Here is a 23,578-nt window from a genome sequence, read left to right on the forward strand (position 1 = left end):
GCTTTGCGCCTCGCGCGCGAAGCCCAGCGATGCCTCGATTACACCCCCTCGGATATATTGGCTTGCACCCATTACCTCCTCCGTGCGCTCCATCTCTGCAAAGGGATGCCGTGGCAACGGACAACCTTTGTCGCGCCGGGACTACCGGACGCGAGTAGCGACGTGGGTAGCAGCCATCCGCCTCACCGAGACCCACTAGGCGCCATATCGATTCCTCCCGTCCTTGCGCATTTCAATCCGCTCCAGCGCGCGCCGTCCCGCCGCCAGCATCAGGCGGAGAGATTGGCCAAAGCGCGCACACTCCTGGTTGCGACATCGCAATGTGTTGGCACAATCTCCCAGAGGTGCGGATTTAGCGATCAGGCTTACTTCACCCGCCTTTTCAAGAAGAGCACAGGACTCACCCCGCTGGCTTTCAGGGCAAAATTTGGCTGCTCGAGACGCATCTAAGCGGTCGTCACAAGCGCGACGAGACGCGCTCACAGTGGCGGATTACAATTCCTGCGCAGGGGCAGAATGACGGACTGGTAAATCGACCAGCCCGTCTTCCCCTCCCGCGCGCTGTACCACGGTTCATGCAAAACAGACCAAAAAGTGCCGGGGCTGGCCGAGCTACGAGGCTGCGTTCCCGAACGGCAGCTGACGCCATCCATTCACCCACGTCTCCGGCGCAGCCTTCGAGGCGATTTGGCTCAAGCGCCAAGGAAGCAGGCCGATACAGGAGAGTGCTTTGCTTCGACCGCTTCTGTTCCCATGAACCAGTCCGTCTCGCTGAAAATACGACCCGAGAACATCCGGGCACTCTGTATAGCCCTTGAAAGCAGGGGTCTCTCAGGCAACCAACGACTGGCTGCGGCATTCGGCCCTTCCATGACTCGCGAACGGCTCCGGGACGTTCTTGGTGGTGCACCGCTTCCGGACTTTCTTGCCCGCTCGATTGAACACCTGATGGGCGTGAACATGCACTGGCTCGACGAGCCACACCAGGACGTCACCGGACCGGCAGGGCATCTGTTGGTCGAACAGGCCCTGCGCATGGACTCCACGGACGATATTGCATCGGGGCCCGCCCTGGTCCCTCTGCTGCCCATTCCTTCGGGTGCGTAAGTCAATGGAAGACCTTCCTCAAGCGTCCGGGAAGTCGACGCCGGACTACCCCTTCGGCGCAGTGATGCCCCACCGCAGTACATGTGCTTGAAGGGCGGCGGCTACGGTGCTTTCATCGACCGCCGTGCCGCTCAATGGGATAACCACCGCCGCGCCTTCAATCTCGGCCGACCATACAACCTCCCTGCCAAACCGCGCATAGGTGACGACCGCAACCAGCCGTCGCCCGTGCTCATCTATGACCTCGATGCGCTCCGTCATTCGTACCTCCCGGGTCCAGATTGCGAGCTCCACAATGCAACCGTACAGACGGGACGTAAAGCCCGCTGCCTCTCACCTGATGTGCCGACCGCGTTGGCGTATCACATCACAATGACTTCCGAACCGCTGCTTTCCCCAAAACGATACACCCTCGAACGGCAGGCTATCCTTGCCGAAACCATTGGCCATTCGCCTGCAATGAGACGCTAATGGCCGGCACACGGCCCCGCACGGCGCCGGGATTTCTCCCCGACACCCTCCAGCTCAACCGCCGCGGCAACTTGCGCGCTATTCTTCTGGAACTCGAGGGCGACGGCATTGAATCGGCCCTCCGCGTCGACCAGGTACTCGGCTTGCCCACGGGCACCCTCGCCGAGCTCCGCGAGGGTGCACAGGTCACGGACGCCATGGCCCGGGAAATCGAATGGGCCATGAACAGGCCCGCTGGCTGGCTCGACCGAGGACCTAAGGACGACAAAATCTAGCGCGGTGCAGGGGCAGCCCCCGTGGCGAGGTCGAGCATTGCCAGAAGCTGGCGTCGCTGGTAGGGCTTGGCAAGAAACAACACGCCTTCGGGGACCGCAAGCGCGCCCTCGGTATGGCGCCCTGTCACGACCACTACACCAGTCTTTGGCCAGCGGGTCCGGACGCTGAGCGCGAGTTCGAGGCCTTCTGCTCGCACCGCGAGGTCGATATCGGACAACACGGCATCGAAAACCTGCGCTTCGAGGGCCGCCATGGCCTGCGCCACGTTCGATGCCGGCGTCGGCACCCAACCGGTGACTTTGAGCATGTCACACGTCACTTCCAGCAGCACCTCGTCGTCCTCGACAACCAGCACTTGCCTTGGACGCATGTCCGGCGTCGATTCGGGTCGTGGTTCTCGCCGCCGGGCCGATCCGGTCACCACCTGCTTGCTTACCTCCTCGACCATCGTGCGCACGGCGGTACACCTTGTCCGGACGTCACTCGCCGATGCAAAAAAGAGGACCCGCCCGCCTTCAACCGATACCAGTGCATCGGTGAGCGAGTTCCGCGTACTCGCCGCCTCGTTGACGAACGCATCCAGCCATTCCCGGCTTGGCATGACGTTCAACAGGCCCACGACGGGCGCATCGCGCACCACATCGACCGCGTCTTTCAACGGGGGAACCTCGAATCCGACAATCCGGGGAAGATGGCGAAGGGGCATGACGAAACCCGTGCAGTCAGTGGTGGATGGCCAAATGGACGTCAACGCATATGTTGCAAAGTAGACCCGCGCCCGGCAAGCGGACGCCACCATATTCGGGCATGCGATGCAGTGTGGCCGTTATCAGTCGCCATCCGCATGGCCCGCAGTACCGGTCCACGTGCTGCATCCCAGGTCAATACCGGGAAAGACGCTGAGCCCCTCCCGCTTGCTGCATCGACCGAGCCCACCCTGTGGATTGATGGCGTCCGGCAGATAATGCCAGCAATCTATGCATTCCCGACGCGGAGGTCTGGACGGCGGATGAAAGGTCTCCGCCCATTGAAGGTCTGCAGCCGTGATGCGCCACCGCTGTTGTGATTCGACTGGCTTTGCCATCAAAAAGGCCCGCCCCTTTGGCAGGGGCGGGCATCTCCGTCAGGCGACGGTGCGGCCAATCTGGCGGACGGGTTCCGCGCGGTCGGGCGAGACGCTCACCGGAATGGTGCGGGGTTTCTCCGCCTCCGGGATGTCCCGCACGAGGTCGATGGAAAGCAGGCCGTGTGCGAGCGTTGCCCCCACGACGTCGACGTGCTCGGCAAGCGGGAAGCGGCGACTGAACACCCGGGAAGCAATCCCGCGATGGAGGTATTCCCCCTGTGGTTCGCCCTTGCGCTCACCACTGACAATGAGTGCGCCCTGATGGACGCTTACCGCCACCTCGTCCTCGGTGAACCCTGGTACGGCGATGGTCAGCCGATGGCGATTGTCGGAAAGACGGATCGAGTCGAAGGGCGGAAAATCGTCGCCCTGGCGCTGCGCCGTGGCCTCCAGAAGGTCAAAGACGCGGTCGAGGCCGACGTTGGACCGGTGCAATGGGGTGATGTCGAAAAGAGTACGCATGGCAAATCCTCCGGATGCAAGGAGATGGAATGAGTGCTCGCCTGTCATCAGGCCAGGCCGGTGGTGTTCCGGCGATAGCCAGATAAGGACTTGCCGCCCGTCTTCAAGGGGCCGGTTCAGGATTTGTTTGGACATCCAAACGACGCTCGGCAGGGGACAACAAATGCTCCCAATTCCCGGCGAAGGGTGCGTGCTCCTGTCCGGGCCTATTCCCGGACGACGTGTCAGACGCCTCCTGCATCTTCTTGCAGCACGGTGACGTCGTTGCCAATTTTCTCCATGACCCGTACGCGCTCGCATGCGGCATGCAGGGCAAGGAGCTCGCTCGCATACGACTCACCGTCCGCACCGTTGAGGGAAACGTGCCACGCCCGCGTCTTGTGCGCGCGATACACGACGTAGATGCGCACTTGCGCCATTCCGGACTCCCGTTGGGCTGGTGTCAAACGTGTTGGCACCCGCAACAAAAAGCCCCTGCTCATGACAGGGGCTCAGGCGGACACGGTGGGGGTGGAAGGGGCCGTGCCACCAGGGATGATGATCGCCGTACGCCGGTCGTTGTTCCGTGATGAAAACCTCGACATCCAACCGGCCGCCCGCTGCCGGAAAACTGCCATGTCCAGTATCATGCACAGGCCATTCGTGAGAATCGCACGAACCTCGTTTGCGAGGTTCCCCCTACTGACCATGGAAGGCCATGGCCTGCGCCCCTCCCCGGGCGCAGGCCGCTTCGGGTTATGCGTCGGCCATTTCCCGCCTCCCACTCTCGGAATTCGGGCTTGCCATCCGGTGGCGGACCATAGCCTGGATTGGGTGGCGGGCCCTTCACGGGGCGAGGACAGCCCAGTTCGTCTGCCTGAAAGCCCAGCGTCCAGGGAAGGCCCGTATCGGGACTTTCAGGCGGTTACTGCGCGGAGCGACCTCCGGGGAAGGGTCGCTTGATGGGCTCCGCGGGGTCACCCTTTGCAGGCATCGAGTGGGTGGCGTGAATTGCGACAGCTGCCGAGGCTACGCGCCAACGCCGATGGTTCCGCGCCACATCAAGCCACGCTTCCTGCCTCCCTGAACGGCAATGTAGACCGCCATCAGCGCCTGCGTCAGCGCCATCCCCCAACCAAATTCGGTGGTCACGAACACCGCGTGGCCATCGCGTGCGGTCATCGCATCCAACACCCCCTGGACGATGATGTTGTGGCTGGCGTGAAGGACCACACACGGCCAAACACTGCCCGAGGCCTCACGCAGCCAGGCCATGGTGATACCCATGCTTACGACCATGACGGTAAAGCAGGTGACTGCATAAGCGGGGGGGTTCCTGCGTTGTAGTCGGCCCCAAGCAGGACGGGGTAATGCCAGAACGCCCACACCAACCCTACGACGAGGCCCGCGCCGGTCACTCCGATGTATTCCGCAAGCCGGGGCGAGAAAAATCCTCGCCAGCCCAGTTCTTCCCCAAGTGTCCAGACCACCGTGGAGAGCACGCCAAAGGTCAGAGTCGAGGGGATGCCGTAGATCGCAGAGAACAGGTCCGGATGCGAGGCTATGTGGTACGTGCCGGCCTGGGATGCCACATACGACGCCCAGTCCCAGGCACCGGGAACCAAAACCCAGACAAGCAGGTAGACCGGGATGGCGTAGACCCAAGGGATGAAATAGCCTGCCAGCCAGAAGCGACGTATCGGGGCCCGTAACCCCAATGATGCAAAAGGCAGGCGGAACTGAAAGGTGGTGAAGAGGGCGGCAAGCCCCGGGCACCACATGCTCATGCGGGACAGCATCGGCGGGGTCGCCCCGGCATGGACGCTGAGGAGGTCGACCGGAATGCTGAAAGCGGTGAGCCAGAACAGAAACCAACCGATGGGCTGCCAGGAACTCTTGGGGATCACGGGGCCTTCCTGCTCGGACTGACAGGGTCATGTTGGCGAGGCCATGGGACTTCCGCGCCTGCCGATGGTCACCCCCGTGCGCGTCTCATACCACGGCCAGATGCCGAACGACCGCAGCCTTTTCGACCCTTTGCGATACTGCACCAACGCCCTGGATCATCTTCGAGCCCCGAGCGGATCTCGCCCAGGCCGCTCAGAGGTTCCAGCTCCAGCGGGGCCTGAGACGCTAACCGTAAAGTCGATCATACGACCCCTTCGCTCCGCCTTAAAGGTGACTTCATTAGAGGTGCATCCGAGCATTTGGGGATCCCTCCAGGCGGCTATTGGCGGCGCACCACCAGGTCATGAAGAATCCCGCTCAGGATGGCGCGGGAGACTCGACGATCCCCCATTGTGCATGAGTCGCGCGACTGCGCCGGAACCAGCGAAATTGGTTCAAACGCCGTCCTTCTTGAGGCAGCCGGCTCCATGACGCCGTTTCGGAAACTTCGCAGCGCGGAGCGCACGAACACGACCAGCAAGACGGAGCCGACCACAAGGTCAGGCTATCCGTGACGGATGACCCAGACTCCAGCAGCCGCGACGAACACTGCGAGCCCCTCTGCCACGTCATTCCGGAACACTCGAATGCCGAGGCCATGTTGACGTCGCGATAACGGCAGGACCAGAGAAGAAGGAGGCAGACAAGGTTCGCCTTGAGATTGACGGCGCCGGTTAGACCGATGGTTTCAAACAGCGGCGTTTGCGGATGGGCAACCGGATGCTGATCTGGACAACAACTGCGCCGGCAGCGGCGAGAATGAATATGCCTTTGACAAGGGTCGCCCCTCCCTTCGCCTGTCGACTGGCACCTACGACGGCAATGCTAAGAGCATATGTCGCCGCATCACCCAGTTGTCCAGGCCTCCGGAAAGAAGGGACGTGGAGCGGCTCTGGAACGAAGCGGCCAACATGATCAGAAATGTGAAGGCATTGATGCCCAGGACCATGTACAGCACATGGCGCTGACGCCCCTGAAGCTCTGTCACATCGATTGTTGTTCCGCAGCAGGAGTGGGACACGTTAACGACCTCTGGCACCAAGCATTCTAGGACTGTGAAGCATCGGAATCCAATTGTGGGCCGTCAGAAACAGTCCGCCTTCAACCAAGGTCACCACCAGCGCTCTTATCGGCGCGCGTGATCAACCAAGAACTTGAAAAAGGGCGACACTTGTTGTCCGCCCGACGCGTTGCCCATGGAATGGCCGAAGCCTGAAAACGGACGTTTCGTCGCCGATGAACTCCACTCGAATCCGATGCGAGGCCCCGCCATTGCCCGCTATCGCCTTGGATTGCCCACAGAAGAGCGACGGACGTCTCATTCCAGAACATTGGCAGCCAAAGCAGAGTTGTGCGGGCCGGCAAGCTGGAGGAGCACTCTGCTGTGTGTCCACGGACCCGATTGATCTATCCCTTGACGCTCAAGGCACGCTACGAACGACAGCCGCTCGCCAGGAAACGCCTTTCTTGCAAGCTATGTGTACAGCTTTGTTCCCGCCCGACGGGGAAAGAAACGCCAAGAACCTGAAGTAATGCTGGCGCAGCGTGTCGGCTGGAGGGACTGCTTATGTGCATCACGCTGCGTCTGAAGGCCACCTTATTCCTCATGCTGGCATCGGCAAACGTGAGCGCGTTTTCCGAAGGCCGCCCTCCTTTGCCCACAGTTTCCGCAACAGGACCCATGACCTTCGTCGTGACCTCCCGCGAAAGCGGAGAACAGTTCATCATGCGAATCTCTGTTCCAGAACGGATGCCACCGCACAACGGCTTTCCGGTTCTCTTCATTCTCGACGGGAACATCCTGTTCAACACTTTTGCTGACGCCGTGCGCAATCGGTCCATGGCGGGCGAGATTGAACCGGCTGTGGTCGTCGGTATCTCGTCGGCCCCGGGAACAAAGGGAGGGAACCGGACGTTCGATTTCACGTGGACCGACCTGACAGACCGTGAGAAAACGGTCATCAAGGATTTAGGTGACCACCCCCGATGGGGAGGCGCCCAAGCGTTCTACGGCACGCTCCAGTCGGAGATGAAAGCGAAGGTCGCCGCGACGGCAACAATAAACCCGGCGAAGGAATCGCTCATTGGCTGGTCTCTCGGTGGCCTGTTCGTCATCCACACCATGTTCGAACATCCAGGTTCATTCTCGACATACGTCTCGCTCAGCCCTTCGCTCTGGCGCAGCAACCGAATCATCTTTGACGACATCGAACCGTTCGCGCGTCGGTTGGACCACGCATCAACCTCGCCACGGATACTTCTCGGTGTCGGAGGCAACGAGGAGCGTCCACCTCCTGGAATGCACAACGGCGGCATGACGAGCCAGGAGCTCATTGAGGAGCTGCGGTACTGCCGCATGGTTACGAACTTCGGCGATTTCACCCACCGGCTCGGCCCAGTGCTCGACTCGCACGCGATTGAGTGGACGGCGAAAGTGTTCGACGGCGAGTCGCACAACTCCGTACCCTGGGCTGCAGTCAACACCATCCTGGATTTTATCCTGCCGCTGCATGCCCCAGAATCCGCTCATTAGTGGCATTGAGTCCGCGTTGATCGCCCTGGCTCGACTCAGAAGGCCCTCGAACGCCTTGCCCATTGGCCTCACCTTGTCGATGCGCGAGTGGACTTCTTGAGAGCAGAGGACTAGTTGCAGCCGCAACATCCAACCGCACGATCAACTGGAGGCCCTGACCCCGCCAACTGGCGCTGCCGGGAGGATCGATGCGAGCCGGCCCCGACCCGCGCAGTGCCTCCCATCATGCGCAGCCCGGATGGAGCGCGTCCGGAACCAGCGCCATCATGCGCGTCCTACGCCTGGGTCGGAGCAACCGTACCGGCCGCAAAGTGGCGGCCCGATAGTCCCCGGATGGCCAAGAGACCTGAAGGCACTCGTTGATCCAGGCCAACCACGGGCGGTCGCGCAAGCTACGCCGCGGGTCTTTATCGGAATAGTTGCCCTTAGCGGATCAAATCATTTGCGTTGGATTTTCAAGCGGCAGGAAAATCGGAGACCCGTGCCCCCGGCGATGCCGTTATCCCCCAACGCAAGACATGAGCCTGTAGCGCCGCAGCGATGCTGCCCTCGTCCCCCGCCGTTCCGCTCAACGGGATGGTCACCGCCGCGCCCTCAATCTCGGCAGACCAAACAACTTCCTGCCCTAATCTGGCATGCGTAACCAACGCCACCAGTCGTTGCCCGTGCTCGTCGACAACCTCAATGCGCTCCGTCATTGCAACCTCCCGACCTGAAGTCTTGAACACCAGCATGCGACCCGGGAGACGAAACGTAAAGCGCACCGCTCCTCATGCTTGCCCCATCCATTGCATTGGCGTATCAAAGCACAATGACCTCCCCAACGATACCACCTCCGATCGCAATCATTGTCGAACCCTCGACCACCCTTGCGGACACGGTCGCCGACGCCCTCCGCCAGCGCGGCTTCGAAGTGTTCGTGGCTGCCACCCATTCCGGCGGCGCGCACTCCGCTCTTGCCCACGCCGTGGTGGACTTCCTGATCGCAGCCGTGCCGGCACCTGGGGAGGACCGAACCGGTGCGTACCTGGCGCTTGCACGCGAGCGCAACCCAGCGCTTCGAACAGTCGTCATGCTTTCCGACCCGGACGAGGACGCGACTGAGGCCCCGATTGGTGCTATCAAGCTCACCAAACCGTTCACCGTAACGGAGCTGGATGAAGCCATCGAACAGGCCTTGGCGGTGACGTTCTGATGACAGGAAGGCGCCGCCGTCCGTCGCCGGGATTCCTCCCCGATTCGCTCCAGCTCAATCGGAGGGGTAACCTGCGTGCACTCCTCCAGGAACTCGAAGACGACGGCATCGAGTCTGCAGTGCTCGTCGATCAGCTCCTTGGACTCCATGCAGGAACGCTGGCCGATATCCGAAGAGGCACTGAGATCACCGATGCCACGGCTCGCGAAATCGAGTGGGCGATGAACAAGCCAGTCGGCTGGCTCGATCGAGGGCCGAAGGACGGGGAAATCTAACGCCCGTTGCGGGATGAATCGATTGCCATATCGAGCATCGCAAGAAGTTGACGTCGCTGGTAGGGCTTCGCGAGAAACAGAGCGCCTTCCGGTAGGGCCAACGTGTCGTCGGCATGACGCCCGGTTACGACGACGCCAATCTGGGGCCACGGCGCACGGATGTCGCTCGCGAGCCCCACGCCCTCGGTCTGGATGAGGAGGTCAATGTCGGTCGGACCCGCATCCATGGCTTGGCACTCAAGCAAAGCCGTGGCCTGCGCCACGCCTGACGCCGGGAACGCCGACCATCCGGCGGCCCTCAGCGCGTCGCAAGCGACATCAAGCAACACCTCATTGTCCTCGGCGACCAGCACGCTCCGCGGGCGTGACGCCTGTGCTGCCTGTGGCGCAACCCCTTGCTTCCTGGAAGTCCTGGTCATCACGCTCTTGCTCACGTCGCCGATCATTGCCGGGACGGCAGTGCACCGGGTCTGGGCATCGCCAGCAGAGGCAAAGAACAGGACTCGCCCTCCCTCCACGGTCACGAGCGCGTTCGTGAGCGAGCCACGCGTGTTCTCGGCCTCCCCGATGAAGGCATCGAGCCATTCCCTGCTCGGCTCGACGTTCAGCAAGCCGACGATCGGGGATCGCGCACAACCTCCACCGCGCTTTTTCAGCGGCGGGACCTCAAATCCGACGATGCGCGGAAGACGACGAAGCGGCATGGCTATGACGATATGTTCGACGCAATCACGACCATCGGAAATGCCCCCCCATGCTGCAAAAATGATGGCCTGCTGGCAAGCCCTCGCCCGCCCTGAGGATGCGTGTCCCGAATCAGGGGGTGTCACATGCGGGCGAACCAGCACCGGTACACGACCCGCACATCAAGTCGATACCCTGAAAGACAGGCAAGCCGCCCGTTTCCCGCAACGGGCCGCCCACCCGGCGGATTGACCACGCCAGGAATGACCATGGGCGTCGCTTTGCGCTGGGTAACAGCGAGCTCGCCTTCGGTGAACCGGGAGCAGCCACGATCAGGCGAAACCGCTTTTCGGAGCAGCCGATGGCGTCAAACCGCGTGAAATCGTCGCCCTGCCCCGGGGCATCGGCGTTCAGAAGCTCTTCGACAACGTCACGACCGGCGCGCCGACGGACGACCGGATTGATAGCGAGACGAGTACGCATGGCAAACCCGCCTGGCAGGCACGGATTGGAGCTCATGAAATCGGTCCATGCCGGCAGGGAGCGCTAACAGGCACGCAGGGTTCCTGCGGCGATCTCCACGAGAGCCGATTCCGATTTGATTTGGCCAGCCACTGCCGAAACCCCGGGACCAACAGACGTTCGGCCGCGACGGACTCAGGTTTTGTCTCAGCTTTGCGGAAAGGGAGCCAACGCAACCCCATCAGTTCGGAAGCCCCTCACTTGGGGTGGTCGGTGTCGAGCAGGAAACGAAGCACCGGATTGACTGCGGTCCAAACAACGGTGTTATGGGTGTCCCCAAGATAAATATGCGACTCCATCGCCATGCCTTCCGAGCGGAAGAAGGGCGCCAACGCAGCGTCGAGATCCCGGACATTCCCGACCATGCGCGCATACTTCATCTCAGCCGCGAATCTGGTTTGATCGATATCCCACTTCAGCATGCCTGGCGAGAGCTCTTCTTCCAAGGAGCCCACTCCAACAAAGAGATTGACCGTGCGTCTGCTGCTCGTGATGGTTCGTTCGAACCCATCGATCTCGCCAAATACTGCCCTGCCACTTCGCCAAAGTGCTGGACTCAAGGCAACGTAGTTGGTGAAGGCCTCCGGGTGCGTCAGCATCGTATGCACCACGAACTGACCACCAAGGGACCAGCCGACAATACTCTGGTGGGCAACATCAACCGGCACGAGCCGGCCCACCCGTGGCTTGATTTCATCAGTGATGGCACGAAAGAATGCGTCATAGCCGCCAAACCGGGGATTCGGCCCCAGATCAACAACGACTTGCTTTTCGTAAGGTGTCAGGTCTTTTGGAGTGAAGTCATAGGTGCGATCCGCACCTTTCTTCCCTTCCCCACCCTCAATTCCCACCACCACCGCAGGCGCTCGCTCGGCCGCTTTGCCCTCATTTCCCGCCGCTTCGGCAAAGGTGCCAAACAGTAGGTCGCCGTCGAGAACGTAGATAACTGGAAAGCCGCCACGGGGCGCATGCCCGTGCGGAATGGACACCTTCACTCGGTAGGACTCGTGCGTTGCCGAGGAAACGAAGTCAAATTGCTGGGTGTGATGGACTTCTGCAGGCGGCAGGGACACTTCGCCTGCGTTCGTCAATGGCGCAATGATTGCAGAAATAGAAAATGCAATAGAAACAATAGGATTCATAAAGATCACGGTTCTGGACGGTCGATTCGGAATGACTGCCTTGCCCCATCGCAAAGCGGTGACGAGGGCAGCGCAGCGTTTGGATGCGCCAACGTGATCAAGGGTTGCATTGCGACTCAGGGTCCTGCGCTGCGAAGACACCGGTCCATCGCCGTCAAATGGGAAAGACCTGACTCAGGCGCAACATACGGCCAGGTCGAGTGCGATCTCGCGTTGCACCCCCAAAGCTCATTACTCAGCAGCCCAAGCGTTCAAGCAAGGGCACGGCTCGCCAACAGCCTCACCGGCTACTCATGGAGGGATCGCCCAACCGAGGGTGGCGGGCCTCGGTTTCCTGTAAGTGCTCTCTGCAGTTACGCAACAGGGACAGCGCAATCCCGACCACGAATGAGCGAAGTACCAAAGCGGCGACGAGCAGACAATCGCCTCCGGGCGGCGGACCAGGGCCAAGAATGCACAGCGAATGCGCTGGGACTGGCCGCAGGAGCTCGTCCCTGTAACCGTGACCTGAGGTCACCGTTACAGGGACCTTCGAGGATACTTACTTGCCGGCAGCTTGCAGAATCGTTGCGGCAACTTCGTCAGGGTGGGAGAGCATTACAACATGGCTGGCCTGGATCGTCTTCGTCGTTGCACCGATGGTTTTTGCCATGGTTGCCTCGAGCGTCGGCGGAATGGCACGGTCATTGCCGGCAACAATGTACCAGGACGGCTTCTGGTGCCACGCCGCTTCCGTGATGTTCCCACCCAGTGATTTTACGCTGGTCGGCGCCTGAGCCGCAAAGAGGACCCCCTTCTCTCTTGCAGATACGTCCTGGGCGAAGTCCTCGAAGATGCCCTTCTGCGTGAGCTTCAGGAACCCGTTCGGGTCGGGCCTGACTTCAGCGGCCATGGGCGGCGGCTGGACGGAGGCGCTCAGTGACCCAGCTGACTGTCCCTTGTCGGGAGCGAACGCGGCGACGTAGACCAGCGCAGAGACCTTTTCGTCGTTGCCCGCCTCGGTGATGACCGCGCCACCGTACGAGTGGCCGACCAGGACAACTGGACCGCTTTCAAGGGCGATGGCACGCTTTACAGTGGCGGCATCGTCCGCCAGCGACGTCAGGGGCAACTGGACGGCCGTCACATCGAGACCTTTGGCTGTCAGAAGGGGGATGACCTTCGACCAGCTCGAACCGTCGGCCCATGCACCGTGGACGAGGATGACGTGAGAGGCTGGCACCACAGCCTTGTTTGCCGAAGCGCCGAAAGAGGCGACGGCGAGGCCCGCAGCAAGTGCAGCTGCGCGTGCGATGGCTCGTTTCTTCATTTTCATTTCCTCAACACGGCGGCAATTCCGCGAGGAGATTGTGCGTGTCATGCGACGTCATCTCCTGCACGAGCATGAACAATTTGGAACGAACCTGAACTCACTGACCACAGATTTCTACAACGCAAGGGCCTTCCCACCCTCACCCCGACTCCGACGCCGGCCGGAACTGCTTGCGCCAACGTCCGGGAGATACCGCCTCAGACCGGATGAAGATCCTTGTCAGATGGCTCTGGTCAGAAAACCCGCACGCATAGGCAATTTCGGAAATGGGCATTGGGCCTTCCCGAAGCAGCCGCTTGGCGAGCCTGACCCGTTCGTTCATCAGCCAGCGATGAGGGGGCACACCCGTCGTCCGACGGAAACATCGGGCAAAATAGCTCGGGGAAATTTCACAGGCCCTCGCAAGCTCGGAAAGATTCACGCCCCCAGACATATTGGCCAGCAACATGTCGCATGCTGACTTCAGTTGACCAGGCGTCAGTTGGCCGGGAAGCCTCTCCCGCAACCGTGTGTCCCCATAGCGACGTGCAATATGGACAAAGAACGCAAGGCCCACATAGTCAATGAACAACTGATCGTGCTCGCCATAGAGGTCAAAATGCGCCAAGAGCGCTGACGCGAGGCCATGAAGGACGGGGTCCATGACGTTGACAGTTTGCTGAAGACGCAACGATCGTGGTAACCCATGCTCGTAGGCGAGTTCGTCTAGGGTCCTGTAGCTCAAGTTGATGCGCAGGAAATCCGCATCATCGTGGATATCAGCATAGGGGCGGCCAGCCATGTCGACGATCCGGACGTGGCCAGCGTGCTGGGTTCGAAGGCCGAGCGGCAGGTCGTCCACATAGAGTTCGCCATGGTTGACCTGACCCGTCTGAACATGAACAACGAACGCCGGCTCGGCGGGGAGTTTCTTTGTCCGAGTTGCCTGCGTGATGACCCGGGATATCGCGATGGGATCGCTCGCTTCCGACCTGGCAAAAATGGTCTTCAGCGACGAAGCGTTAAAGCGGCGACAGACCGTCTCCGTGAATACGGCTTTCTGCATGGTCGACTTCCTGAAATTTGCTCAAGACCCCGGTCGGCTGGCGTCCGGAACTGGACGCTGGTCAGTCCAGTGAGTACCGTGCCATCGTTGTTTGGATCAATGCTCCGCCACGACTGCCGGTGATTGTTACGTCCTGCGGCATCGGACGAAGGCAATTCCCCAAGTGCGATGTGTGGCAAATTGCGGCATGAACCCCGTGCGCCCAATCAAATGGCGCCGCTCCTGCCAAATCATCGCTGGTCCATATCAGGCTCTCGTGCCGAAGTGTCGACGCCAACGTGCCGGGCTCAACGATTCAAACTGCGCGAAGACGCGTGTCATATGGCTTTGATCGGCGAATCCGCATGTCAGGGCGACCCCTGCGATCGTCATCGGTCCGAGCAGAAGCTTCTTGGCCATCCTTACCCGCTCGGCAGTGAGCCACCGGTGGGGCGGAAGCCCCGTTGCATGGCGGAACGCCCGGGCGAAATACCCCTGCGACATCCCACATTCCGCGGCGAGTTCGACAAGGGAGACCGTTCCCGCGAGGCCATCCATCATCCGGTCGGTCGCCATTTTGAGTTGGCGGGGGGTGAGGCAGCGTGTTGGTGTCGCGGGCGCGCAAAAACTGCTGTACCGCGAGGTTACATGGGCGTGGAACGACAGCCCGACATAATCGATAAACAACTGATCTGCACCGCCGTAAAGCGACATGTGCGACTTGAGCGCCACCGCAAGACCATGCAGGACCGGGTCATGCGTATCGAGCGCCTGCATTAGACGGACGATGCGTGGAGAACCACTTTCGTAGGCCAGTTCATCAAGCGTCCGGTAAGGAAGGTTGACTTGTACGAACTCGGCTGGGGTCTGGATGTCGGCAAATGGCTGACTCGCCATGTCAACAATCCTCACAAAGCCGGCGTGCTGAGGCTTCAGGCCCATTGCCTTGCCGTCCACGTACAACTCGGCGATTTCCACCGCTGTCCCGGTCTGAACCTGAACAGTAAACCCCATTTCCGGGGAAAGCCGCTCTGTGATGGTGGGCGGTACCTGAACATGTGAAATGGCAATCGGTTCCCGACAGCGGGTCTTGGCAAAGACGGTGTTAATGCCTGGGGACTGGAACCTGCGCTGGACCAACCTCCCAAAAGAATGATTGCTCAATGGTAAAACCATCTGGCGCCACAGGCGGCAGATGGCGGAAAAGGCTGAGCCGAGCCGCAGGCACGTCGATTGTCGCCGTGAATAAAGTGTGAAGCTTCAACGAACGCGAGGCCACGGTCAACCATATCCTTATCTGAGTGGTTTACGGTTCCGGAATCGCAGTCCGCCTCCGGCGATCGTCGTACACGGCTGCCCACGAAGTGCTGGCTGTCCGCTGTTGGTCCGATCTTGGGTGACGGTCCGGGACAGGAATCCTCAGTCTGGCCACGTCCTCGCAACCGACCTCACCAGGACCGACCATCCCCTGAGAGAGGGAAGGCTGGGACACGTACGCCTGTTTTTCCAGACCTCCTCCGCAGGATTGGAGGGCGGCGCCACGCGGCACGCCCTTTGTTGCGACAGCCGTCCTCCAGTACGCTTCGCGTGCCATTCGTGAGAATCGCACCGGTCTCGTAAGGAGACCACCTCCTGTTGGCCATGGAATGGCCTGGCATGTGGCTTGGCTCGGCGCAGGCCGTCTCTCCCTTCAGTCCACCAATTGCCCGCTACTGTCGATCCGTTGAGCGACCCCTCTGCCTACCACGCCGGTGTTCGCCCAGTTCCATTACTGCCGCCTCGCCCTCTCATTCTCAATGGTCGCACCGGCACAGTGGTCGTTGGTAAGGCTGCGCGTCGGGGGTGGTCACGATTTTAACTTCCCTCCCCTTGGCACCCGTTTGCCGCCTGATGCCACCCGAATCCCCGGATTATTCGGCCGTAGCGTCGGTCCATCCGGAGGGCTGCGACGCGGGGGAAGACTGCGTCACACGGGACGACCCGCGACATACGACGATTGGTGGACCAACGTCATTCCCGGCATGACAAACGACGACACCGAGGACAGACGATAGGATGACGTCCGCAGCAACCGTCCCCGACACGTCCCCTGCCCCTGGCGACGAGCCCGCTTTCGCGATGCCAAACCAAAGCGTGGAAAAAAGCACGTGGACGCAAAGCGGAAAGTGACGGATGGGTGTCGCCGAGGTGGCGTATGACCGGGTCGTTGACGCATTGCCTGACGACATCAATGCTTCCCGTCCAGGAACGCCACACAATGCACGCTGGTCCATTAAAGTCATGACGTCTCGGGAGCGCAGACGTCCTGGGCTTCCCAGGCGAGCGAAAAACTGGGTGGTGTCAAGCAGGCGACCGCCATCGTGCCGACCCAGCTTTTGCAGCCGCATCGCCCCCTGGAAGCCAAGCGACGCCAACGTCCGTCCGGCCTTTTGCGGTCGGGCAGCGCACACAAATGGTCAGGGTGATTTTCCACTGTCGTGTCCGCCGCCCTTAACGCAGCTACCCAGGGCGAGCGAACGGCCCGACACCCAACGCCGCCTACAAGCAGTCCGGCAACGCCACTCTCGACCAAATCGGCGAACCGTGGCTCGGGCATCCGCTGGTTGCCATCGGCGAGTGGTGGCTTCGAGCCACGCGTCATCAAAGCAGACTTCCGGCACCGAAGCGCACTAGCTCAGGTCCGACGTCACGCCTTCATCGTCATGGTCCAAGGCGATCACGAGCGGACCGTCGCGCGCCTAACGGCGTCATCGCCCGTCGTCAGGTCGGCATCCCAGCCTCGCATCCGACACAAAAGCCTCAATCGCCTTCTCCCGCCCGACGAATCACAGGGCACCTGCAGCACGGCCCGTGGAGTGAGGACCGGAAGGCCTTTTTGCAGCGCAACGCGCGGCGTGCGTGCCGCGTGGGCGATATGAAACACGGGAAAGACGTCCTTAAACGGACCACCCACTCATTGTTCTCATCACTGAGGTTGGCGCGACGTTTGTAATATCACGTCTATCCAGCGCTGACGCATCAGCCACATTCAGGAGTCCGTTGGATTGACCTCCGCGAGCACGGCATGCGTGGAGGGGGGCCGAGTACGCCGCTGCGTCAAGGACGACCAAACTTTCTCGAATGGAGGCACCGTTCGGGAGTCGCATTGCCCCCGAACGGTGCCCCAGACTCTATTTTGCCAGGTGGTCGCGGATGCCTTCGCTGGCCTGGCGAAGGGCGGCTTCGGTCGAGGGCACATGGCGCAAGGCGTTCAGCAACACGAAGTCGTGGATCGTACCGTTGTAGCGGGTGGCGGCCACGCTCACGCCGGCGTCCATGAGTTTATGTGCGTATGCCTCACCTTCGTCACGCAGGGGATCGTTCTCCGCCGTGATGACCAGCGCGGGCGGCAAGCCCTGCAACTGTTCCCGCGTGGCTCGAAGCGGTGAGACATAGGGGTTGTCACGGCTCGCCGTGTCCGGGGCATACCGGTCCCAGCCGTACTTCATGAAATCGCGGGCCAGGAAGCGCTGTGTTCCAAACAACTTGTAGGACTCGGTGTCGACGCTGGCATCCGTGGCGGGAATGAAGAGCACCTGGTAGCTGATCTTTGGACCCTTGCGGTCCTTCGCCATCAACGTGAGTGCCGCAGTCATGTCACCGCCCACCGAATTGCCCGCCACCGCAATGCGACGACCGTCGGCACCGAATTCACCAGCGTGCGCGGCCACCCAGGTCAGCGCCGCGTAGGACTCCTCCATCTGCGTGGGGAATTTTGCCTGCGGCAGCGGGGTGTACTCGACAAAGACACCGACCTGGCCCGAGCCCACCACGAGGTCGCGAAGCAGGCGCTTGTGATTCTCGAAGTTGCCAACAATCCACACACCACCATGGATGAAGAGCAGTACGCCCGGCTCACCCTTCACATGCTCGGGTTGCATGATGTAGAGCTTCACGGTCTTGCCATCCTGCACGATGGTCTTCTCGATGGTCTTCACGCCGGACATGTCAACCGGCGTCTGCGCCTGCAGGCCGGAGAGAATGTCCTGCGGCTTCGGCTGAGGCAGTTCCCAGAACGGGCTTGGATCCTTGTTGATCGCGGTGAGGAAGGTGCGGACGGTCGGGTCCAAACGGGTGTCGTTGGCAATGGAGTCAGTGGCAAGGACGTTCTGGCTCATCAGGGTAGCTCCCAGCAGGCAGGCGGAGGCGATCAGGCGACGAAGATTCATGTTTACGGCTCCAGGAAATGCTCGGTTGGTTTTGGGATTCCGCTTTTCGTGACTTCGGAATGTTCTTGGTGACTGCACTTTCCATGGGACGGACGTGTCCAGGAGGATCGCCGTCCTACGATTCTGTTCACGGAGGACCCCGAACGTATTTCCAGGTCTTGCTGCACTTTTTGCCCATCGTGCTCATGCCGGTTCGTCCTCGGATTGCGAGACGAAAAGGCGGCGATATTGACCAGGAGTCATGCCGACGGCGGCGCGGAAAGCGCGATTGAAACTGGCTTGCGAAGAGAAGCGGCAACACAGCGCTATCTCGCTCAGACGCATACGCCCCGTTGCCAGCAGCGTCATTGCGCGTTCCAGCCGCTGGTGACTCACGTAGCGGTGGGGAGGAAGGCCGGTTGCGGCGCTGAACAGGCGCGTGAAGTGAAAGACGCTGAGGTTAGCAACAGCTGCCAACTGCGCGACGGAAAGATCGTCTTCGATGTGGTCGAGAACATAGTCCTTCACACGACGAAGCCGCACCTCATCGAGCTTGCGCGTCGAGGGCGGCGTCACCTGCAGCGACCACCCATCGCCGTATCGATGCGCCAAGCGCGCCGCCAGCATCAGCGAGCAGGTTTCGACCAACATCCGACCCGCTGAGGTCTCGCACTCGAGTTCGCCCAGTACCGCCATCCCCAGCTCGCGGATCAGTTGGTCCTGGAAGCCGGCCACGTAATGGATGGAATGCGCGGACGAAGCCGGAAGGTGGTGTTCCTCAGCCAACACCTGGAAGCGGGAAGCTGGCAGGTACAGGTGCAGGATCCGCATCAGGGGCCGGGTGACGTGTATATCGGTGTCCGCGATGCCGATGGGCGACAGCCACAGCGTGCCGGGCAAGGGACGCGTCCTTTGCCGCTCCCCTGCCCCTGACCGTAGGACCCAGCCGTCATGGCGTCCCCGCACCGCCAGAGAGACCTCCATGTCCTGCGGCACCAAGCCCGGCATCTCGCTGACCGGGTGCGAACGCACTTCCGCAGACAGCGTCGTCCACCGACGGCCCTCGGATGAGGTGACCAGCTCGGCAAACGTGTATTTGCGGGCGCCGTGGTTAGGCATGTCCATGATCAGGTTCCAGCTCGAAAGTGATATCGCGCACGCTTGCATCGTGTGCGATATATTTTTCCGATGCCTCTGCGAATGTCAAGCGCTCGCGCTTTTATCGTGCACGATTCATACAAAGGTATTAGAATGGAGCCCCGTCCAAGGTCCTTAGCCCGTGTCCGTCCAGCCCGAACTCCTTCCCGAGCCCGACGACTTCATCTGTTTCGCCCTGTATTCGGCCGGTCACGCCTTCGGGCGGGTGTACAGGCCGTTGCTCAAGGCGCTTGGTCTGACGTACCCGCAATACATCGCCATGGTCGCCCTGTGGTCGCACGATGACCGGACTGTGAGCGAGCTCGGTGACACGTTGTTTCTGGAGTCAAACACACTCACCCCCTTGCTCAAGCGGCTGGAGGTCATGGGTTTCCTGTCCCGAAGCCGCGATCCCCGTGACGAGCGCCAGGTGCGCGTGCGACTGACGCCGACAGGTACCGCCCTGCGCGACAAGGCCAGCGACTTTTCGCGCTGCGTCGATGGCTCGACGGGCCTTTCGCGTGTCGAACTGCGGAAGCTACGCAGCCAAGTCCTGGCAATGCGGACTTCGCTCCTTGCAAACGCTGACGACGAATGACCAGTTCGCATGCCGTCGATCCGCCACCCATGCAGCAGGGCGCCACCGGGGTTGCCTCCGATTTGGGAGGTCGAGCACCGAGCCAGGTAGAAGGACTCGTCATCGCGAACGGATTTATGCCTGATGCGCCTCTGGGCCCCTCCCGCGCATTGGTATCGGACGAAGCAGAAGTATTCAGCGGCGCCAAACAAGCTCGAGGAAGGCGGGCTAGATAGTCATTGCATTTTTCGCAATGGCAGCCATATACCGTGATGTGATGCCGTGCAGATCACGCTCTCAGACGACATCTCCGTCGATGCAGACGCATCCCAGGACTGCGTGGATCGGCGGACTACGTTTCTTGAATGCTCGCCAGCGGGCCGCCCGACCCCTTTGGTTCGCGGCTCGCGAAGCCGGCCATCATCAGTGCAGCGGCTGAAAATGTGCCTGCGTCGACGTCGTGTTGCACGAGCAAGCCGCATATGCCGGACACGAGAATCCGATGCTCAGTGGTGCTCGAACCCAGCGACGGCAAGCATGAACAAAAGCCCTGAGGTCACGGCAATCACGGGTGCGAACCAACAGGCGACCGCGAGCTAGGCGAGCACCTCCGCCAATTCGATGACGTTACCGAATGGGTCGGCGAAGAATGCAATCCGGCGATCGATGGCCTCCACGACGAAGGGCTGGACAATAATGTCTACACCGCGCGCCCGGAGCTCCGCAATTGTGGCATCGACGCTGGCCACGTTCAAACAGAAGTGGTGATAGCCAGGATTTGCAAGGCTTCGACCAAAACCCGCGAACTGGGGCGTCTCTCGAAGACTGGCCTCATCCCCGCCCAGAATCTCAATGAGGAAGCCATCGTCTGCCGGCGGCGCAAGAAACGCGAGTTCCGAATGGGCGTGACTCCACTCGGCGACAACACGGAAATCAAGCTTCTCACGGTACCACCGCTTCATCATTTCGATGTCCGCAGTGCGAACTGCAACGTGGTGACCACGCATGTCGGCAAAAGGCGACAGATCGTTTCTTTCAAAGGTGGCGACAGCCATTGACACTCCCTGCGTTGAAATTGGTGTTCGTGTTTAGGCTCTGATGCCCACAAGCGGAAATGGAGATGGATTGCGTCATTCCAGAAGACGTCTTCGACGCTCCGTACACTCTCATACGCGAAGAAGCCGCAAAATCGATCCGATCACAACTGGCACCGCTCCGCACCGCCGCCGCACGACTGAATTCCCCGTCAGAACCTATACATTGCCTGGAATCCGACCATCGTTATCGTGTGCGCCGGTCCGGTATCCCGAACAAATTGACCAGGTACGAACGCGCTCAGCGACGAGGCGAGGTTGAGCTCAGGCGTCACTTGCCAGCTGGCCGCCGCCTCCAGCTCTTTGCCGATGAAGCGGGCGCTGCTTTGCCGACCACTGCGCACGAGGAAACCGGGGATTGCATAGATGCCGTCAGCGGTGCTCTCCCGCCAATAGCCCACTGCGGTCAGGGACAACGCCACGTCCCTACCGGGATATACTGAAACCGAGGGTCGCACGTGGATGAGATTCCTTGGGCCTATCGGAGAGAGCGCCCCGAAATACTTTCCATTCGGAAAGAGCGGATTCAGCGTCTCCAGTCGCGGGTCGTCGGGATCATCGTCACCGGAGACGATGTCGGCCGTGAGCGAAACCTCGGGCCGCAGGCGGGCGTCACGGAAGCGATAACCGGCCTCGACCCCATAACCCCAGGCCCTTGATCGATGACCTGCAAACGTGCCGAACTGGAGTGCACCCTCAATGTTCCAATGCCAAGCTCCGTCGTCTGCGAAAAGGCGGGAGCCAACGGTCTGCGCCAGTTGCCGGCCCGTACTCTGATCAAACACAGCCCGGTCATCCCGTAGACCGATCCAGTAAAAATCGAACCCATCCAGGCGCTGCGGGCCGAGCCAATGCGTCGCATAGACGCCCCACACTGCTTTTTGGTGCGACCGATGATCATTGAAGGTGCCGGGCCCCGTGTCGACAGGATAAAGATAAAAGCCAGACAGCTGATTCACTGAACTGGCGTACACGGCCTCAAAACCGTCGAAGGGCAGCGGCACCCCCGTGCCATACCGCCGGTCAATGAAGCGTCCGGAACCAAACGACACCAGTTTTCTCCCGACTGAGAGCCGCAGTGAACCATTGGATTCAACGGGGATCTCAACGTCGGCGAAGGCCTGCAATACGTCGGTGGCTGTGGTATCCGCCGGCCCCTTCGGCCTGTCCGTCCCGGAGATCGCAGAGGATATCGGTTGAAAAAACACGCGGAAATTGCCGAGATGGACGTCAGCGAAGGGCATCAGGCGGGTCCAGACGTAGCTGTCGTCCGGAGACGAACCCCAGTTGACGTTTCGGTAGCTCTCAAAACGAATACGCGCCTCAACGCCAGTCGTCAAATAGGCCGTGCCAGTGTCGTTGAGAGAAATATATTTGAACCCCTCCGTCCACCGACCGGTACGATTGGCAGGATTGCTGAGCATTGTCCAATCCTCGGCGTACCGTTCAATCGTCAGCGTCGGCGCACGATCCGGGTTGGTCGATAGTTGGGCCCTCGCGCCTGCCGAGAGGACCACGGCGGCAATTACCAGGCACCGCATGAAAGCCATCCGGAGTGCCCGCGCTTGGCGGACGACTTTCCGCGAAGCCTGTGGCAATCCGGACATGGCGGGATCAGGGGGGGCGGAAGCCAAAATACCCACAGTCACGCGCAACGCATTACCCCCGTTCCCGCCACGCATCCCGAATTAGCCCGCGTCCTTGCCCGGCTGCGTCCTGAGAAGTTGCTGCTCCCACAGGTAGGCGACACCACTCCCACCGATGTGCTGGATCATGATGTCTGTCAGCTCCTCAACATGTTCCGTCCTCGCCCAGTCGCGCTGCCATTCGCCACACAGCGCCATGAGCGTCATGAGGTTTGCGCCAGCGGACGCCATCCGCTGGATGGCGACCTGGTGGGACTCGACGGAGACGCCTCCGCACGCATCGGTGATCACCGTCACGTCCCAGCCCTCCCCCAGCGCCTGGACGACTGGCATCGCTACACAGACCTCTGTCCACAGCCCGGCGATGATCAACTGCTTTCGCCCTGTCGACTTGACCACGTCGACCACGTTGCTGTCCTGCCACGTGTTTACCCAGGTGCGATCAATCACCTCCTGGTCAGGAAATACGTCGGTTACCTGCTTGAAGAGCAGACCACCACGGGCTGCGATGACACTTGTGAGGATCGTCGGAACGCCAAAGGCTTTTGCAAGCTTGGCCAGTGCGGTTGTGTTGTTCACAACGGCCTGGGGGTCGTGGCTGTTGACATTGGCAAGCTGATAGGGCTGGTGGTCAATCAAGACGAGTACCGAGTCCTCGGGCCGAAGCAGCGAGTCGAGACCATTGCGGAAGGTCATGCGCGTTCCTTTTTTTGTTGGCGGGAGTCAGAAAGGGCTCAACGGGAAAGCGTGCAAACCCGCTCGCTCTTCAGAGCCAGCATTCTGCTTGTCAGCTTTTTTCCAGGGTAGCCGTATGCAGCGGCTTGCTGTGTCGCGTCAAATGGAACGCTCAAGTCCCGGTACCGCCCAGAAGTCATCGAAACC

24 protein-coding genes and 1 pseudogene are annotated in these 23,578 nt (G+C 60.9%); 7 read left to right on the top strand and 18 right to left on the bottom strand.

Going from position 1 to position 23,578, the window contains the following annotated elements:
• Nucleotides 1–105: 105 nt before the first annotated feature.
• Together L2Y97_RS22450 and L2Y97_RS12930 are read left to right on the top strand one after the other, a co-directional pair.
• Entirely contained in the window at nucleotides 106–450 is a 345-nt protein-coding gene (locus L2Y97_RS22450; RefSeq protein WP_343218403.1) for a helix-turn-helix domain-containing protein, read from the top strand.
• A gap of 303 nt (nucleotides 451–753) precedes the next feature.
• The gene (locus L2Y97_RS12930; RefSeq protein ID WP_247427115.1) at nucleotides 754–1,107 is read left to right on the top strand and encodes a hypothetical protein; all 354 of its coding nucleotides are present in this window, start codon (nucleotides 754–756) and stop codon (nucleotides 1,105–1,107) included.
• A gap of 45 nt (nucleotides 1,108–1,152) precedes the next feature.
• On the opposite strand, the gene L2Y97_RS12935 is transcribed toward L2Y97_RS12930, so the two are convergent.
• On the bottom strand, nucleotides 1,153–1,368 hold the full coding sequence (locus L2Y97_RS12935) for a hypothetical protein (protein WP_247427118.1): 216 nt from the start codon (nucleotides 1,366–1,368) through the stop codon (nucleotides 1,153–1,155).
• Nucleotides 1,369–1,577: 209 nt separating this feature from the next.
• Here L2Y97_RS12935 and L2Y97_RS12940 point away from each other — a divergent pair, with 209 nt between their 5' ends.
• The gene (locus L2Y97_RS12940; RefSeq protein WP_247427121.1) at nucleotides 1,578–1,853 is read left to right on the top strand and encodes a hypothetical protein; all 276 of its coding nucleotides are present in this window, start codon (nucleotides 1,578–1,580) and stop codon (nucleotides 1,851–1,853) included.
• Here the strand turns inward: L2Y97_RS12940 and L2Y97_RS12945 are convergent.
• The 6 genes and pseudogenes from L2Y97_RS12945 to L2Y97_RS22540 form a co-directional block, all read right to left on the bottom strand.
• Complete coding sequence (locus L2Y97_RS12945) at nucleotides 1,850–2,560, bottom strand: response regulator (RefSeq protein WP_247427123.1); 711 nt, start codon at nucleotides 2,558–2,560, stop codon at nucleotides 1,850–1,852. The two genes, L2Y97_RS12940 and L2Y97_RS12945, sit on opposite strands and share 4 nt — an antisense overlap.
• Before the next feature lie 417 nt (nucleotides 2,561–2,977).
• The gene (locus L2Y97_RS12950; RefSeq protein WP_247427125.1) at nucleotides 2,978–3,442 is read right to left on the bottom strand and encodes an Hsp20 family protein; all 465 of its coding nucleotides are present in this window, start codon (nucleotides 3,440–3,442) and stop codon (nucleotides 2,978–2,980) included.
• 224 nt (nucleotides 3,443–3,666) lie between these two features.
• Nucleotides 3,667–3,861: a hypothetical protein gene (locus tag L2Y97_RS12955; protein ID WP_247427127.1), complete on the bottom strand. Its 195-nt coding sequence runs from the start codon at nucleotides 3,859–3,861 to the stop codon at nucleotides 3,667–3,669.
• A 589-nt stretch (nucleotides 3,862–4,450) separates the two neighbouring features.
• Complete coding sequence (locus tag L2Y97_RS22375; protein ID WP_256452045.1) at nucleotides 4,451–4,708, bottom strand: CPBP family intramembrane glutamic endopeptidase; 258 nt, start codon at nucleotides 4,706–4,708, stop codon at nucleotides 4,451–4,453.
• Nucleotides 4,709–4,710: 2 nt separating this feature from the next.
• Nucleotides 4,711–5,328, bottom strand: coding sequence for a CPBP family intramembrane glutamic endopeptidase (locus tag L2Y97_RS22380; protein ID WP_256452046.1), 618 nt, complete (start codon nucleotides 5,326–5,328; stop codon nucleotides 4,711–4,713).
• 464 nt (nucleotides 5,329–5,792) lie between these two features.
• A pseudogene (locus L2Y97_RS22540) lies at nucleotides 5,793–6,317 on the bottom strand (cation diffusion facilitator family transporter); the annotation flags it as partial.
• Between the two features lie 618 nt (nucleotides 6,318–6,935).
• On the opposite strand from L2Y97_RS22540, the gene L2Y97_RS12965 reads away from it, so the two are divergent.
• A complete protein-coding gene (locus L2Y97_RS12965; protein ID WP_247427129.1) occupies nucleotides 6,936–7,901 on the top strand; it encodes an alpha/beta hydrolase in 966 nt (321 codons plus the stop codon).
• Nucleotides 7,902–8,356: 455 nt separating this feature from the next.
• Here the strand turns inward: L2Y97_RS12965 and L2Y97_RS12970 are convergent, their stop codons facing one another.
• Nucleotides 8,357–8,599, bottom strand: coding sequence for a hypothetical protein (locus tag L2Y97_RS12970; protein ID WP_247427130.1), 243 nt, complete (start codon nucleotides 8,597–8,599; stop codon nucleotides 8,357–8,359).
• Between the two features lie 113 nt (nucleotides 8,600–8,712).
• Between L2Y97_RS12970 and L2Y97_RS12975 the strand changes: the two genes are divergently transcribed.
• Complete coding sequence (locus tag L2Y97_RS12975) at nucleotides 8,713–9,096, top strand: DNA-binding transcriptional response regulator (RefSeq protein WP_247427132.1); 384 nt, start codon at nucleotides 8,713–8,715, stop codon at nucleotides 9,094–9,096.
• Nucleotides 9,096–9,371: a hypothetical protein gene (locus L2Y97_RS12980; RefSeq protein WP_247427134.1), complete on the top strand. Its 276-nt coding sequence runs from the start codon at nucleotides 9,096–9,098 to the stop codon at nucleotides 9,369–9,371. The genes L2Y97_RS12975 and L2Y97_RS12980 overlap by 1 nt, the downstream gene beginning before the upstream one ends.
• Here L2Y97_RS12980 and L2Y97_RS12985 read toward each other — a convergent pair.
• The 7 genes from L2Y97_RS12985 to L2Y97_RS13015 form a co-directional block, all read right to left on the bottom strand.
• Complete coding sequence (locus tag L2Y97_RS12985; RefSeq protein ID WP_247427136.1) at nucleotides 9,368–10,075, bottom strand: response regulator; 708 nt, start codon at nucleotides 10,073–10,075, stop codon at nucleotides 9,368–9,370. The genes L2Y97_RS12980 and L2Y97_RS12985 overlap by 4 nt on opposite strands.
• Nucleotides 10,076–10,774: 699 nt before the next feature.
• A complete protein-coding gene (locus L2Y97_RS12990; protein WP_247427138.1) occupies nucleotides 10,775–11,719 on the bottom strand; it encodes an alpha/beta hydrolase in 945 nt (314 codons plus the stop codon).
• A gap of 541 nt (nucleotides 11,720–12,260) precedes the next feature.
• Nucleotides 12,261–13,028 carry an alpha/beta fold hydrolase gene (locus L2Y97_RS12995; RefSeq protein WP_247427141.1) on the bottom strand — a complete coding sequence of 256 codons (768 nt, stop codon included), beginning with the start codon at nucleotides 13,026–13,028 and terminating at the stop codon, nucleotides 12,261–12,263.
• A 142-nt stretch (nucleotides 13,029–13,170) separates the two neighbouring features.
• Nucleotides 13,171–14,076, bottom strand: a complete 906-nt coding sequence (locus L2Y97_RS13000) for a helix-turn-helix domain-containing protein (RefSeq protein WP_247427143.1) — start codon at nucleotides 14,074–14,076, stop codon at nucleotides 13,171–13,173.
• Between the two features lie 246 nt (nucleotides 14,077–14,322).
• The gene (locus L2Y97_RS13005; protein ID WP_247427146.1) at nucleotides 14,323–15,033 is read right to left on the bottom strand and encodes a helix-turn-helix domain-containing protein; all 711 of its coding nucleotides are present in this window, start codon (nucleotides 15,031–15,033) and stop codon (nucleotides 14,323–14,325) included.
• Between the two features lie 2,192 nt (nucleotides 15,034–17,225).
• Complete coding sequence (locus tag L2Y97_RS13010; RefSeq protein ID WP_247427149.1) at nucleotides 17,226–18,263, bottom strand: alpha/beta hydrolase; 1,038 nt, start codon at nucleotides 18,261–18,263, stop codon at nucleotides 17,226–17,228.
• 183 nt (nucleotides 18,264–18,446) lie between these two features.
• Nucleotides 18,447–19,367, bottom strand: a complete 921-nt coding sequence (locus L2Y97_RS13015; protein WP_247427152.1) for an AraC family transcriptional regulator — start codon at nucleotides 19,365–19,367, stop codon at nucleotides 18,447–18,449.
• 154 nt (nucleotides 19,368–19,521) lie between these two features.
• On the opposite strand from L2Y97_RS13015, the gene L2Y97_RS13020 reads away from it, so the two are divergent.
• Nucleotides 19,522–19,977: a MarR family winged helix-turn-helix transcriptional regulator gene (locus tag L2Y97_RS13020; protein ID WP_247427155.1), complete on the top strand. Its 456-nt coding sequence runs from the start codon at nucleotides 19,522–19,524 to the stop codon at nucleotides 19,975–19,977.
• Between the two features lie 575 nt (nucleotides 19,978–20,552).
• On the opposite strand, the gene L2Y97_RS13025 is transcribed toward L2Y97_RS13020, so the two are convergent.
• From L2Y97_RS13025 to L2Y97_RS13035, 3 genes are all read right to left on the bottom strand, one after another.
• A complete protein-coding gene (locus tag L2Y97_RS13025; protein ID WP_247427157.1) occupies nucleotides 20,553–21,011 on the bottom strand; it encodes a VOC family protein in 459 nt (152 codons plus the stop codon).
• A 191-nt stretch (nucleotides 21,012–21,202) separates the two neighbouring features.
• Entirely contained in the window at nucleotides 21,203–22,474 is a 1,272-nt protein-coding gene (locus L2Y97_RS13030) for an alginate export family protein (protein ID WP_247427160.1), read from the bottom strand.
• A 264-nt stretch (nucleotides 22,475–22,738) separates the two neighbouring features.
• Nucleotides 22,739–23,392 carry a hydrolase gene (locus L2Y97_RS13035; protein WP_247427162.1) on the bottom strand — a complete coding sequence of 218 codons (654 nt, stop codon included), beginning with the start codon at nucleotides 23,390–23,392 and terminating at the stop codon, nucleotides 22,739–22,741.
• Nucleotides 23,393–23,578 lie beyond the last annotated feature (186 nt).

It is taken from the genome of Luteibacter aegosomatissinici (genome assembly GCF_023078495.1).
Taxonomy (GTDB): Bacteria; Pseudomonadota; Gammaproteobacteria; order Xanthomonadales; family Rhodanobacteraceae; genus Luteibacter; species Luteibacter aegosomatissinici.